The sequence below is a fragment of the Paeniglutamicibacter sp. NPDC012692 genome, from assembly GCF_042901625.1.
Lineage (GTDB): Bacteria > Actinomycetota > Actinomycetes > Actinomycetales > Micrococcaceae > Paeniglutamicibacter.
In genome coordinates this window covers 288421-302603 of sequence record NZ_JBIBDE010000003.1, presented here as the reverse complement: position 1 = coordinate 302603, position 14183 = coordinate 288421, and the positions used below count along the sequence as shown (strand labels likewise).

Here is a 14183-nt window from a genome sequence, read left to right as displayed (position 1 = left end):
CAGTATCAAGTTCTCCATCAGAGTGAGGACAACTTTTCCGCAATGATGGCGCAGGTTCGTATTGGCAATTCTTGAGGTTGTCTTGAGGGTTTCCATGGGAGGATCATGAGCTTGGGCATTCATGATGGACACCATGACGATGCCATTGAGTTCACTAGATTCTGTGGTGTGTACACAGACCCTAGATAAGCTCACTGAAGATCTGGGCCGTGACTGCACATCTAGATTTGTTGCGCAGTTCTGTTCCATGTGGCCGACGCGTCTCAATCGCCTTGAAGAGGCCTTGGGCAGCCGCAACAGCGATGCCGGGCAAGATGCAGCATTGTCACTGAAATCAGGTGCCGCAATGGTAGGAGCCAGGGAACTGGCGGAGCTTGCGGAATGGTTGCACGGCGCGTTTCGGGACGATCTTGAAGATGTGCAGCGCAAACTGATAGCCATGGTTCGCGAAGTCGGCCGCCGCTCAATTCAAGAGCTTTCGACAATGAAAATTGGCTAACGCCCCAAATCACGGAACCCGCAGATGCGGTTAACGCTTCGCGGCTGATCGGTAGCCGACACCTCGAACCGTTTCAATCCAGCGTGGCTCCTGGGTCGAGTCACCCAACTTACGGCGCAGATTTCCCAGGTGAACTTCGACGGATCGTTCGTCGGCCGACGACACGTAAGTCCCTGAATCCGAATCTTCGTCACGCAGCCGCCGAACCAGCTCCGTCTTGGTGCGGATGCGCCCCTTGGAACCCAACAGCACGTCCAGCAGTGTGAACTCCGTTGGCGTGATGTTTTTTGCTTCGCCATCCACCTCAACCGTGTAAGTCGATGGATTGAGCACCAGCCCATTCAGCGAACGAACAAACTCGTCCTCGGCGCGGTCCAGCTGCGTAGCTGACTGGGGTTCCGCGAGAACCGCAGTCGTATCGTTCTTGGCCAGTGCATGGCTACTGCGTCGACGCATGATGGCATCGACGCGGGCACGGAGCTCACGCGGCTTGAAGGGCTTTGTTACGTACTCGTCTGCTCCGGCTTCCAAGCCCAGGATCGTATCGATCTCGTCGGATCGGGCGGTCAGCATGACGATGTGGGCATCGGAAATGGTCCGAATCCTGCGTGCCGTTTCGAACCCATCGATGTCCGGAAGACCCAGGTCCAGCGTCACCAGATCGGGGCGATGGGATTCCACCAGTTCGACGCCTTTCACTCCGGAGTCCGTGGAGTGAACGTTGAATCCCGACTGCAGCAGGACCACTTCGAGCAGTCCTCGAATGTCCTCGTCGTCCTCAACGACGACTGCAACACGGCGATCGCTCATCACATGTACCTTTCCCGGAGTCGATACACCATCTAGGGACGGCGCAGGCTTTCCGCCAGTCTATTGAAATTTGCCCCTTTGAACATAAAACCGAACACTAGTGAGTCGTAGATCTCACTGAAAGTTTCATTAAAACGCTTCCCCACAAGGCGTTTGATGCGCCCGCATCAATGGCCGCACAGCGGTTATCGACCTTTTCCCGCTCGGCGGATCGGTGCGTCTTGCCGAAATCCCGTGAACTACGGGAAAGTTGGGACGCCTGATGACACCAAATACCATTGACATGGCACCACCCTGACATCATTCTGGTGTCATGGATTTGACCCGGTTTGTGAACGACCTACAGCAGCATCTCGCGATCGCCGCCGCGGCAGGCGGCCCCGAAGCCCAAGAGCTGGCTTCGCGCCTCCTGGCTCCATTGAACGCGGCGACAAGGCTGGTACTTCTCGAGTCCCTGTCCGCGGCGGCCAGCGAGATCACCCGCGAGATGGCTCCCGGTGGCGTTGACATCAGATTGCGCGGGCAGGACCCCGAATTTGTTGTGACGCTGCCTGAGCATGAGTCGCTGTTCACCGACTCGCCGTTGCAAGATACACGACCGGTTCCGGGTAACGACGTTTCCCCACAAGCGATGGGCGACGACGGCGGGGTCACTCGGACGACGTTGCGCCTGCCGGAGCCGTTGAAACTCCGCGTGGAGGCGGCCGCAGGCGGCGAAGGCATGTCCGTCAATTCGTGGCTTATCAAGGTCGTTTCCTCCGCGCTCGAACCACAATCACGCCGAAGCCCGCGTCGCGACTCGTCGGCCGGGCAAAGCCTGACCGGCTGGGTGCAATAAAACCGGCGTCTCCGGATCTTTGCCCGAAACCCGCAGAACTTCACATTCAAGGACATCCAATGCCGACATTCCCAACACCAACAGCCATCACAGTGCGCAGCGGCCTGAGCGTCATCTCCGATGTCCGATTGGTTGCCAGTGAACGAACAGACACGGTCGTGACAATCCGTCCGCGCGATGCAGCCAAGTCCGGCGACCAGAAAACGGCCGAGGCAATCACCGTCGACTTCGAAGACGGAAAGCTGACGCTGTCATCGCCAAGCCGCCGCCGGTCCATGTCCCTGTTCGGCGTCTCGGGGGCGGCCGAAGTTGAAATCCTGGTTCCCTCCGGCTCCCATTTTGAGTCTGCCTCCCCACTCGGCGAGGTCTTTGTCTCCGGCCCCGTAGGGATTTGCAGCGTCAAGACCGCCATGGGGTCCATCCGGCTTGAATCAGCCCGCCAAGCCGACCTCAAGACTTCCTTCGGTGACATCACGGCCGCATCGGTGGCGGGTGCAACCTCCGTTGCCAGCAGTTCTGGAACCATCAGGCTAGGCAGCTTGGGCGCCCAGGCCGAGGTCTCCTGTTCCAACGGAAACATTTCGATCGATCGCGCCGGCGGGCCACTGCGAGTCAAGACCGCCAACGGAGACGTCAACATCAAGCAATCCACGGATGACGTTGCCGTCAAGAACTCACACGGCAACATCCACGTCGAGGAGGCAGTTTCCGGAACGCTCACCCTGCAAACGGCCACCGGAGGCATCAGCGTGGGGGTACCCGCGGGCACCGTCGCGTGGATCGACCTGAATTCCCAGCACGGCCGCGTCAGGAGCTCGCTGCCCCAATCACCCGATGCAAGTTCCGCCGCCGACCCTCTCCGGATCCATGCCCGCACCACCTGGGGCGATATCTACATTGAACGCAGCATCCCGGCAAGCATTTGAGGAGAACCACAGGAATAGATCACGAAAGCAGGCAGAACCGGGAAGTCTGGTCCGATATCCAGGGCTCCGACTTCGGCCGTTCGAAGTTAAAACGAAATCGGCCTTGACCTGATTTCTCAAGTCAAGACCGATACCGTATCCGCGGAGGATGGGGGATTTGAACCCCCGAGGGCGTGAACCCAACACGCGTTCCAGGCGTGCGCCATAGGCCGCTAGGCGAATCCTCCAGCTTGCCCTATTCGGGCAGGTTCCAGCATAGCGGACATTTCCGGAGACGACGAATCGAGATTCCCCGCCTCCCTCACAGGCGTCGATTCCCGGGAAGCTCCCCGGCCTCGAATAACCCCCGGAGAGCGTCGCCAACGTTTTCCACAACCCCCGCAGTCGACGACCCCCGGCCCGCTCCCCATGCTGCAATGAAACATGGGAAAACTCGCCGCTCATCAGATGAACATGGAGCCGGAGAGGGCCGGGATACCGCCGGCCGGATCGCGCCCTTTCTGTGGCAGCGATGGCACATGGATCGCAGGCGTCGAGAGGTTCCTGGCCACCGAACCACTGCAAATTGCAGTTACCAAGGTCACATCCAGATCCGGCCCGAGCACGCCCGCCGAAGGTCTGGACCAGCTGCGGCAAATCAGCCAAATACGTTCAATGCTCGATGGCCTTGAAGCGTTGCTGCTGGCGGACACCAGTGAAATGGTCCAGCGCGGACTGTCCACTCCCCTATCGGAGGAAAACCCGACGCTCTTTGACTACAAACGGGAAATTGAAGACCACGGCTATCCCATGTCCCGGATGGACCAAGACCTGAACCGATCATCCTTCGTGGCCGAGGCGGCCATGGTCACCAGAACTTCCGAAAGATCCACCTTCAACCGCCTGGCCACGGCCGAAGGCCTGCGCTATATCCACGATCAATCCCTCTTCGAGCTTTGCCGCGGGAGCATCACTGGCCGCACGGCCAGCACCCTGGTCCGGCAAACCCAGGGAATCCCGGCAAACACCGCCAAGCAAATTGAAACTTCGGTGCTGCCCACGGCATTGACCGCATCGGATGCCTCCATGGCACTGCGCATCAAGCGCCAGCGCGAGCGACTGCACCCAGAACCCGCATCCCACAGACGCTCAAGGGCAGAGGGCGGCCGTTCACTGATGTGGTGGCCGGAATCCGACGGGATGGCGGTTCTCCAGGCCTATTTGCCCGCCGAAGACGTCCTGGCGATCTACAACACCGTGAACATCCATGCCGGCCGGCTCATGGACGCCGAGGAAGACCGACACGTCGGGCAGCTGCGTGCCGATGTGTTCCGTGACAGCCTGATCGACGGATGGCCGGGGACCAAGCCAAAGAAGTCGGGTTTGTTTGTGGGCCTGACGATTCCAGCCCTCGAACTGCTGACGAATCCAGAACGCGGCATAGCCGACCTTGAGGGCTACGGCCCCGTCCCGCTGGGTGTCGCGCTGAAACTTGCAGCAAAAGCCCCCTCGCTGAGGCCGATCCTGACCGATCCGTGGACCGGCTCCATCCTGGACTTGGGGCGCAAGCGCTACAAGCCGTCCAAGGCGCTGCGGGATTTCCTACGGATTCGCGACGGGCATTGCCGCTTTCCGGGATGCCGCCGCTCTCCGCAGCTTTCGGAGGTCGACCACATCGACGCCTGGGCCAAGGGAGGTGCAACTTCCCAACAAAATGCCGAGTACCTCTGCAAGCGGCACCAAATCTACAAGCACGTACTGGGCTGGGAAGCCGTACATCTGGGCAACGGCTCGATCCAATGGCGAACACCCCACGGAATCACCCAGCTGGAATTGCCCGATGGCCTGGTCCACCCGCGCCCGCTGAATCCCGAGCCCGAGCCGCAGCAACCCATGCTTCCCGTGGCGGTCATTGACCAGCAGACCCGGCGCCTCTTGGGCTGGGAGGAATCCGAGCCGATCCCCGGTTTCCCCGAAAACGAGCCGGATCCCTGAGCCGATTTAGAACCACGGGCAATCCTCGGGTAGACTTTTTAACGGCCCCTCATGTGGTGTCATCCTGTTGAACTCCCCCAGGACCGGAAGGTAGCAAGGGTAGATGGGCTCTGGCAGGTGCATGAGGGGCTTTTACTGTCTGCCCATAGTTGCGTTTGCTGCTCGAGGGATTGAAAAGGAGTCGTCATGGGTGCTGGACGATTCGCTCCCAGCCCTTCAGGGGAACTACACCTCGGCAACCTCCGCACCGCAATCCTGGCCTGGCTTTTCGCCCGTTCCACGGAACGCGAATTCCTGATGCGTGTTGAAGACCTGGATCGCGCCCGTGCCGGCGCCGAAGAACTCCAACTCGCTGACCTGCGAGCCATAGGCCTTGACTGGGACGGCCCGACCGTCCGCCAAAGCGATCGCATGCCCCTTTACGCCGCGGCAATCGACGACCTGCGTTCCCGCAACCTGCTCTTCGAGTGCTACTGCACCCGGCGCGACATTGCCGAGGCCGGCAGCGCGCCACATGCCGCACCCGGAACCTACCCCGGGACCTGCCGCGATCTCAGCGAATCCGAGCGGGAAGCGAAGCGGAAGACGCGTCCCGCAGCTCTGCGCCTGCGCAGCGAAACCACCGCATTCACCGTCACGGATGTACTGCACGGACAATTCACCGGGGTCGTCGACGACTTTGTGGTGCTGCGCAACGACGGGGTTCCCGCCTACAACATGGCGGTCGTGGTCGACGACGGCGTGCAGGGCATTGACCAAGTGGTGCGCGGGGACGATTTGCTCTCCTCCGCACCGCGGCAGGCGTACCTGGCGGAGCTGCTGGGGTACACCGTGCCGGGCTATGCGCACGTCCCGCTGGCCTTGAATGCCGAGGGCAAAAGGCTGGCCAAACGCGACGGGTCCGTCACACTGGGCCAGCTCGCCGAGCACGGCGTCGGGCCCGGGGAAGCCAGATCCATGATGCTTGCCTCACTGGATCTGCCGACCACGTCCCTTGATGCCGCGCTGGCGGCCTTTGATCCAACACTTCTGCCCACGGAACCGTGGGTCTTCACAACCGATCCGAGTGAGAAGCGCGGGATGCGCTTGGCACCGGAAAACCGATAGGGTGGCCATCGTGAGTACAGCTCTTTACCGTCGCTACCGTCCCGACAATTTCGCGGACGTGATCGGGCAGGAACATGTCACCACACCGCTGATGACGGCCCTGGAAAAGAACCGGGTCAATCATGCCTACCTCTTCTCCGGTCCGCGCGGTTGTGGCAAGACCACGTCCGCCCGCATCCTGGCGCGCTGCCTTAACTGCGCCCAGGGCCCAACGCCGACCCCGTGCGGCACCTGCCCCAGCTGCATCGAGCTGGCCAGCGGCGGCCCGGGCTCCCTTGACGTCATCGAGATCGACGCGGCAAGCCACGGCGGCGTCGACGACGCCCGCGACCTGCGCGAGCGCGCGACGTTCGCCCCGGTGCGCGACCGCTACAAGATCTTCATCATCGACGAGGCCCACATGGTCACCTCGGCCGGCTTCAACGCCCTGCTGAAGATCGTCGAAGAGCCGCCGGAGCACATCAAGTTCATCTTCGCGACGACCGAGCCGGACAAGGTCATCGGCACGATCCGTTCGCGCACCCACCACTACCCGTTCCGGCTGGTTCCGCCCGAACCGCTGATCAAGTACCTCGAGTACCTGTGCACCGCCGAGGGCGTTGCCGTGGCCCCCGGCGTGCTCTCGCTGGTGATCCGCGCCGGCGGCGGCTCGGTGCGAGACTCGCTCTCCGTGCTGGACCAGCTGATCGCGGGCGCCGGACCCGACGGCCTGGACTACGAGCTGGCGGTGTCGCTGCTCGGCTACACGCACGCCTCGCTGCTTGACGACGTCGTCGACGCCCTGGGCGCCGGGGACGCGGCAACCGTGTTCGGTGCCGTGGACCGCGTGGTCCAGACCGGGCACGACCCGCGCCGCTTCGTCGAGGATCTGCTGGAGCGCTTCCGCGACTTGATCATCGTGCGCGCCGTCCCCGAAAACGCCTCGCAGATCATCCGAGGCTTGCCCGAGGACCAGCTGCACCGCATGCAGACCCAGGCCGCGGGGCTTGGCCAGTCCGAGCTCAGCCGCTGGGCCGACGTCACGAACGCCGGGCTGACCGAGATGTCCGGCGCCACCTCGCCGCGACTGCACCTTGAGCTGCTTTGCGCCCGTTTGCTCTTGCCTGCCTCCGATGCCAGCGAGCGCGGATTCAACGCGCGCATGGACCGGGTCGAACGCCGTCTGGCCTACGCCGGGGACGATCTTCCGCCGGCACCGGCAGGGGATGCCGGCTACGCCGGGCACCCCGCCGAATCTTCATCTGGCTACGAGTCGGAAAACCAGGGCCAGGGTGCGGCCGCGGTGCGTGAGGCACTTCGCGCCGCACGCGCCCAAAAGGAGGGTGGCCCCGCCGCCGCCCCGGCTCCGGTTGCGGCGACGACCCCCGAGCCCGTCCAGCAGCCTGCACAGCAGGCCGCCCCGGCACCGCAGGCGGCCCAGGATTCCGCTGAGGCTCCGGCCCCGGTTGCACTCGCGACCCCGGCGCCGGCTTCCATTGCACCCCATGGCTCGGCTCCGGCCGCACCGGCACCGGCAAACGACTCGGAAAACTCGGCCGACTGGGGAGGCACCTGGGGCCCCGTTCCCGACGCGCCGGCCAACCCCGTGACCCAGCCTGTCGCGCCCGCACAAAGCACCCCGGTGAACCCGCCCGCGGATGTGCCGCCGTTCAGCATCCTGCCCGATCGCGCCCCGGAGTCCGAAGAAGGCGCACCGGCACCCGCCGCGGCGCCCGCGCCGATCCAGCAGAACCAGGCCATGGCCGAGTTCACCAAGCGTGCCATGGAGGAAAAGGCCGCGAAGGAACGCGAAGCCCAGGAACGAGCACTCCAGGAACAAGCCGCCCGGGAAAAGGCCGCCGCCGAACAGCGCGCCGCGCAGGAAGCAGCGGCCCGGGAACAGCGTGCCGCCCAGGAGGCAGCCGAGCAGGAACGCGCGGCCCAGCAGCGCGCCGCGCAGCAACAGCAGCAGCGCCAGCAGCAGGCGCCGCCGGTCCAGCAACAGCGTGCTCCGCAGTTCCAGCAGCAACAGGCACCAGCCCAGCAGGCAGCGCCGTCGCAACAGCGCCCGGGACAGCAGGTTCCGGCCCAGCAGGCCAGGCCTTCGCAGCAGCACCCGGGACAGGCCCAACAGCCTCCCGCAACGCAGGTACCCCATGCACAGGGTGCACCCGCGCATGCAGGCGGCGCGGGATCGGTGGAGATGTTCCGCCGCGCATGGCCGGACATCCTTGAGGAGCTGAAGAGCGCCAAGAGGTTCCTCTGGATGACGGTTGCTCCGCATGCCGCCGTCACAGGCTTTGACGGCCGAACACTGACCGTCAGCTTCGCCAACCCGGGCGCGCTTACTGCATTCACCTCACGCCCTGAGCACATCGCAATCCTTGGTCAGAGCATCCAGAAGGTCCTTGGCGTTCAGGTCGAGTTGGCCATCGTTGCGGGAGGGTCCGCACCGGCGGGTGGTTCTGGCCCAAAAGTTGATCGCCGGCCCGAGCCGGCGGTGACCTCGAGTCCAGCTGAATCCGCACCACAGCAGCACACCGCCACTCCCTCTCCCGGTGCATCCGCACCTGCTTCATCGGGTTGGGGAACCCCTCAGCCAGCAGCGCAGGCAGCTGCCCCTGCACCTGCACCTGTTCAGTCCGCCGCGCCCCGGCCTGCCCAGGCTCAGGCTCCGGCCGCGCAGCAACCGGCCCAGCCGCAGGTTGCAGCCTCCGCCGCGCCGTCGTTCGCACAGGAACGACCCGCAGCACCGGCACCAGTCGCGTCAGCGCCTGCCGCGCCGGCACCAGTGGCAGTCGCTCCGGCACCCCGTCCGGCAGCATCCGCGCCGTCGCCCGCGTCCGTGCCCGAGCAAGTCTCGCCGCCCTTCGGCGATGACGACCCGGGGTTCGGACCGGAACCCACCTACGATTCCGAGCCATGGGACGACGCAGGCGGGGACTGGGATGCCTCCTCCGTTCCCGTGCCCGATTGGGATGCGGAGCTCGGCACGGCAACGGCTTCGGCCGAACCGGCCTGGGGCACGGAGTCCGCGGCTCCGGCACCCCGTTCGGCGACGGCATCGCTCCCCCCGATTGCGCCGCCGGCAACCCCCAAGGGCTATGTCGCGCCCGCACCCTCGCTGGGTGCTGCCGATCGCCCGGTCGCCCCGCCACCCGGTGCCTCGGCCGCCACGTGGGGCATGCCGGTTCCCGCACCCGCCGCACCTGCGCCAAGCGCCGGCGCAGCCCCGGTTTCCAACGCACCGGCAGCTGACGGGAAACTCAGCCGCTACCAGCGGCTGATGAACCGCGCCGCGGGTGTTGCCGACGGCGGCAACGCCAGGGTCGCCGCGCAGCAGGTTCCCACGGATCCCACTGCGGGGGCCTGGGGCAACCCCGCGGATGCACCGGATTTCGCGCGTCCGCGGCCAACACCGGATCCGAGCCAGCAGGCTCCGGCACAGCCGACGCCGGTAGAATCGGATGATACGGAATTCGTCCCCAGCGACGACGACATCGCCATCGAGGACTCGTCCCTGCTCGGAGTGCCGGCCATTGAGCGCATCCTCAAGGGCCGGGTCATCGAGGAACGTGATCCCCAGGGCAATGTCATCGAACGCCCGGACAGGATTCGCTAGTCTTCGCGGGCGCTTTCGATAAAGTGTCGCGTCGGACGTATAGTCTCACCCACGGTCAGTTATCGGGAACAGCAAAATTAGGCAGTGTGAACGCAAGTGTACGAAGGCGCAGTCCAGGAACTCATTGATGAGTTGGGCAGGCTTCCGGGGATCGGCCCGAAGTCGGCCCAGCGCATCGCCTTCCACATCCTTGAGGCGGACCCGGAGGACATGAAGCGGCTTTCCGAGGCCATTCGCGTGGTCAAGGAACGTGTGAAGTTCTGCAGCATCTGCTTCAACGTCTCCGAATCCGAGACCTGCGGGATTTGCCGCGACGAACGCCGCAGCGACTCGGTGATCTGCGTGGTCGAGGAGTCCAAGGACGTCATGGCGATCGAACGCACCCGTGCCTTCACCGGGCGTTACCACGTGCTCGGCGGCGCCATCAATCCCATCAACGGGATCGGACCCGAGCAGCTGCACATCCGCGAGCTCATTGCCCGGCTGGGCGACGAGCGCATCACCGAGATCATCCTGGCGACGGACCCGAACCTCGAGGGCGAGGCCACTGCCACGTTCCTGACCCGCACGCTGCGTCCGCTGGGCATCGAGATCACCCGTCTGGCCTCCGGCCTGCCGGTGGGCGGGGACCTGGAATACGCCGACGAGGTCACCCTCGCCCGGGCCATCGAGGGACGCCGTTCCACCGCGGTGAGCGCCCCGGCGGCCCCCCTGGTTCGATCGGCACCTGCGGCGGCCCCGGTTGCCAAGACGCCGACCGCCGAAACCCCTGCCCAGGACACCGTCTCCGCGAGCTAGACCACCGCCGGGCCCCTCGGCATCAGGAAGCCAGGCGATGCGGGTTCCCGAAGCCGACTTCCCTGCCGGGGTGTGCAGCTTGCCCCGCCCGGCATCGCATCCGGGCCCAAACCCCGCATGCGATGCCGGACGACGTGGGCGCCAGCTACCCGCGCAGGCGCTCCATCTTCGGGTCGAAGAGCGGATCCGCGGCAACCGTCGCGGGAATCCGGCGGCCGAAGTACTCGATCTCCACCTGGTCGCCCTCCACGGTGGCGGCCGGCAGCCACGCATAGGCCAGCGGCGTGCGGACCGTGTAGCCGTAGGCGGCCGACGTGACGTAGCCGGCGGGGCTCCCGTCGATGAACACCGGTTCCTTGCCCAGCACCATGGAGGTCCCGTCGTTGACGGTCAGGCAGCGCAGGGCACGGTCGGAGGGCTTGTTGCGCAGCGCATCCACCGCGTCGGCCCCCACGAACCCCGTCTTGTCTTTGGCGATGGAGAAGCCCAGGCCCGATTCGAACGGGTGGTGCTCGGGGGTCACGTCGGTGCCCCAGAGCCGGTAGCCCTTCTCCAGACGCAGGGAATTGAATGCCCCGCGGCCCGCGGCAATGATCCCGCTCTCGCGCCCGGCCTCGAAGAGCACGTCCCAAAGCTTCTGTCCGGTCTCGGCGCTGGCGTACAGTTCCCAGCCGAGTTCGCCCACGTAGGACAGGCGCATCGCGGTGACCGGGATCCCTCCGATGACCACCTCGGCGCTGCGGAAGTACTTCAGCGACTCGTTGGAGAAGTCGTCCTCGCTGACCTTGGCCATGACCTCGCGGGCCAGCGGTCCCCACAGCCCGATGCAGCAGGTGGCACCGGTGATGTCACTGACGTGCGCCCACGCTGCCGGGTCGGCCTCGGCCTGCCGGCGCGCCTCAACCGTGAAGTAGTCGAGGTCGATGTTGGAGTTCACGCCCAGCTGGAAGCGTTCCTCGCCCAGCCGCGCGATCGTCACGTCCGAGCGGATCCCCCCGTCCGCATTCAGCAGCAGGCAGTAGGTCACCGCGCCCGGCTTCTTGGCGATGTTGCCGGTGCTCAGTTTCTGCAGCAGGGCCAGGGCCCCGGGCCCGGAGACCTCGAGGCGCTTGAGCGGGGTCATGTCGTACATGGCCACCGCGGTGCGCGTCTTCCAGGCTTCGGCCGCCGAGATCGGGGAATGGAATTTGTTCGACCATTCGTCTCGTTCCGGGGAGCTCCATGCTTCCGGCAGCTCGTCGAGCAGCTCCCGGTTGGCCTCGAACCAGTGCGGGCGCTCCCACGCAGCCGACTCCAGGTAGACGGCACCGAGCTCGTCCTGCCGACGGCGGAAGGGGCTGGAACGCAGGTCCCGGGGCGAGGTGCGCGGCTCCAGCGGGTGGCGGATGTCGTAGATCTCCACGAAGTTCTGCTGGGACGTCTCGCTGACGTACTCCTTGGTGGTTTGCACCGCCTCGAAACGGGTCACCTCGCCCTCGTGCAGGGAGATGGAGGGCTGCCCGTCGATGAGCAGTTCGGCCACGGCCCGGGCGATGCCGGCCGAGTGGGTCACCCAGACGGCCTCGGCCACGTAGAATCCCTCCAGCTGGGGGGCCTGGCCCACCAGCGGGCCGCCGTCGGGGGTGAAGGAGAAGATGCCGTTGAACCCGTCCTCGATAGCCCTCTCGCGCAACGCCGGCAACAGCGCCTTTGTATCCTCCCAGGAGGGCAGGAAGTCCGCCTGCGTGAAGTCCAGCCGCGAGGGCATCTCGTGCTCGGACATCTTGTTGGCCGGCACCTTCGGCAGGGAGTCCAGTTCCACCGGCATCGGGCGGTGGGCGTAGGAGCCGATCCCGATCCGATCCCCGTGCTCGCGGTAGTACAGGTCCTTGTCCTGGTGGCGCAGGATCGGCAGAGAGGCCCCGTTGGGCCCGGCGTTCCGCCCGGCCAGCTCGGGCAGCGCGTCGGTGGTGACGTATTGGTGGGCCAGCGGCAGCAGCGGCACGCGCATCCCGATCATGTCCCCGATGGCAGGACCCCAGAACCCGGCGCAGGAGACCACGATGTCCGCCTCGATCACGGCATCGTCCCCGGTCCGCACCCCGGTGACCTTGCCGCCGTCCTGCTCGATCCCGGTCACGGTCGTGTCCCCCAGGAACCGCACGCCGGCCGCGGTGGATTTCTCGATGAGCAGCTGAACCGCCCGCGCCGCGGACGCCAACCCGTCGGAGGGAACCAGGAAGCCGCCGAGCACCGCTTCCTCATCCAGCAACGGGTGGAGCCGCTTGCATTCGGCAGCATCGACCAGCCGCGATTCGAGCCCCCAGGAGGTGGCGAATCCGTGCCGGCGCTTGAGCTCCTCCAGGCGCTCCGGGGTGGTCGCGATTTCCAGCCCGCCGACCTGGTTGAAGCAGGAGGTGCCGTCCTTTTGCAGCGAGAGCAGTTTCTGGACCGTGTAGCTGGCGAACTCGGTCATCGACTTCGAGGCGTTGGTCTGGAAGACCAGGCCCGGGGCGTGGGAGGTCGATCCGCCGGCCAGATGCAGGGGCCCCTGCTCGATGACGGTGGTGTTGGTCCAGCCGCGGACGGCCAGCTCGTCGGCCAGGTTCGCGCCGACGATGCCGGCCCCGATGATGACGACGCGGGGTGTTTGGTTCATGGAAATGCTCCTTCTCGGTGCTTAGCGGAAGACGACGGTGCGGGTGTTGTTGAGCAGGATGCGGTGCTGGCAATGCCAGGTGATGGCCCGGGCCAGGGCCTGGGCCTCGGCGTCGCGCCCGATCCGTGCCAGGGCTTCGGCATCCGGGACGTGGTCCACCCGGAACACCTCCTGCTCGATGATCGGCCCCTCGTCCAGGGACTCGGTGACGTAGTGCGCGGTGGCCCCGACCATCTTCACGCCGCGGGCGTAGGCCTGGTGGTAGGGTTTGGCGCCCTTGAACCCGGGCAGGAACGAGTGGTGGATGTTGATGGCCCGCCCGTGCAGCGCGGCGGTCAGCTCGTTGGAAAGCACCTGCATGTAGCGGGCCAGCACCACCACGTCGGCCCGGTGCTCGGCGATGACGTCCTGGAGCCGGGCTTCGGCGGCGGGCTTGGTGTCGGCGGTGACCGGGATGTGGATGAACGGCAGCCCGGCGGCCTCGGCCATGGGGCGCAGGTCCTCGTGGTTGGAGACCACTCCGACCAGCTCGGCACCGAGCGTTCCGGTCCGCCAGCGGTAGATCAGGTCGTTGAGGCAGTGCCCGAACTTCGAGACCATGACCAGCACCCGCTGGGCCCGCCCGTCGTGGAAGGCGAAGTCCATGTCGAACTCCCCCGCCAGCTTTCCGAACGCGGCTTCCAGCTGCTCGACGGTTTCCCGCGGGTCCCCGCCGGCCAGAGCCGTGCGCAGGAAGAGCCGGCCGCCGACGTGGTCGTCGAATTGCTGGTGCTCGGCGATGTCGAAGCCGGCATCGTCGAGGAACCCGGTCACGGCCCGCACGATCCCCGGTTTGTCGGGACAGGAGAGGGTGAGGATGAAGCGGACGCTGCGCGGGTGTGTGGCGTCGGCGGTCGCTGCCTGCTCGTGGGTCATGGTGGTCACGTTGGTTTCTCCCTTGGCGCGCTGAAAGGTGGATGGATATTGGTTGATGGTGGCTTGTGGATCGCGGA

The 14183-nt window shown here is 65.5% G+C and carries 10 protein-coding genes, 1 tRNA gene and 1 other RNA gene; 8 read left to right on the top strand and 4 right to left on the bottom strand.

Features of this window, described 5'->3' with window-relative positions; genetic code table 11:
• Positions 1–121: 121 nt before the first annotated feature.
• Entirely contained in the window at positions 122–499 is a 378-nt protein-coding gene (locus ACFY5D_RS13415) for an Hpt domain-containing protein (RefSeq protein ID WP_387530481.1), read from the top strand.
• A 30-nt stretch (positions 500–529) separates the two neighbouring features.
• Here ACFY5D_RS13415 and ACFY5D_RS13410 read toward each other — a convergent pair whose 3' ends face one another.
• Complete coding sequence (locus ACFY5D_RS13410) at positions 530–1309, bottom strand: response regulator transcription factor (protein WP_387530478.1); 780 nt, start codon at positions 1307–1309, stop codon at positions 530–532.
• Positions 1310–1622: 313 nt separating this feature from the next.
• Between ACFY5D_RS13410 and ACFY5D_RS13405 the strand changes: the two genes are divergently transcribed.
• Positions 1623–2147, top strand: a complete 525-nt coding sequence (locus ACFY5D_RS13405; protein WP_387530475.1) for a histidine kinase — start codon at positions 1623–1625, stop codon at positions 2145–2147.
• Positions 2148–2206: 59 nt separating this feature from the next.
• Positions 2207–3073 carry a DUF4097 domain-containing protein gene (locus ACFY5D_RS13400; RefSeq protein WP_387530473.1) on the top strand — a complete coding sequence of 289 codons (867 nt, stop codon included), beginning with the start codon at positions 2207–2209 and terminating at the stop codon, positions 3071–3073.
• A gap of 142 nt (positions 3074–3215) precedes the next feature.
• On the opposite strand, the gene ACFY5D_RS13395 is transcribed toward ACFY5D_RS13400, so the two are convergent.
• A tRNA-Ser gene (locus ACFY5D_RS13395) sits at positions 3216–3300 on the bottom strand.
• Between the two features lie 427 nt (positions 3301–3727).
• Between ACFY5D_RS13395 and ACFY5D_RS13390 the strand changes: the two genes are divergently transcribed.
• From ACFY5D_RS13390 to recR, 5 genes are all read left to right on the top strand, one after another.
• Positions 3728–5047, top strand: a complete 1320-nt coding sequence (locus ACFY5D_RS13390; RefSeq protein ID WP_387530470.1) for a DUF222 domain-containing protein — start codon at positions 3728–3730, stop codon at positions 5045–5047.
• A gap of 40 nt (positions 5048–5087) precedes the next feature.
• An RNA gene (gene ffs / locus ACFY5D_RS13385) (signal recognition particle sRNA small type) lies at positions 5088–5184 on the top strand.
• A gap of 49 nt (positions 5185–5233) precedes the next feature.
• The gene (gene gluQRS / locus ACFY5D_RS13380; RefSeq protein WP_387530467.1) at positions 5234–6154 is read left to right on the top strand and encodes a tRNA glutamyl-Q(34) synthetase GluQRS; all 921 of its coding nucleotides are present in this window, start codon (positions 5234–5236) and stop codon (positions 6152–6154) included.
• 10 nt (positions 6155–6164) lie between these two features.
• Positions 6165–9755 (top strand): DNA polymerase III subunit gamma and tau, encoded by a 3591-nt coding sequence (locus tag ACFY5D_RS13375; protein WP_387530464.1) that lies wholly within the window; start codon positions 6165–6167, stop codon positions 9753–9755.
• A gap of 96 nt (positions 9756–9851) precedes the next feature.
• The gene (gene recR, locus ACFY5D_RS13370) at positions 9852–10553 is read left to right on the top strand and encodes a recombination mediator RecR (protein ID WP_387530461.1); all 702 of its coding nucleotides are present in this window, start codon (positions 9852–9854) and stop codon (positions 10551–10553) included.
• 145 nt (positions 10554–10698) lie between these two features.
• Here recR and ACFY5D_RS13365 read toward each other — a convergent pair whose 3' ends face one another.
• Both ACFY5D_RS13365 and purU read right to left on the bottom strand, forming a co-directional pair.
• Positions 10699–13191, bottom strand: a complete 2493-nt coding sequence (locus ACFY5D_RS13365) for an FAD-dependent oxidoreductase (RefSeq protein ID WP_387530459.1) — start codon at positions 13189–13191, stop codon at positions 10699–10701.
• Between the two features lie 21 nt (positions 13192–13212).
• Entirely contained in the window at positions 13213–14106 is an 894-nt protein-coding gene (gene purU, locus ACFY5D_RS13360) for a formyltetrahydrofolate deformylase (RefSeq protein WP_387531044.1), read from the bottom strand.
• Positions 14107–14183 lie beyond the last annotated feature (77 nt).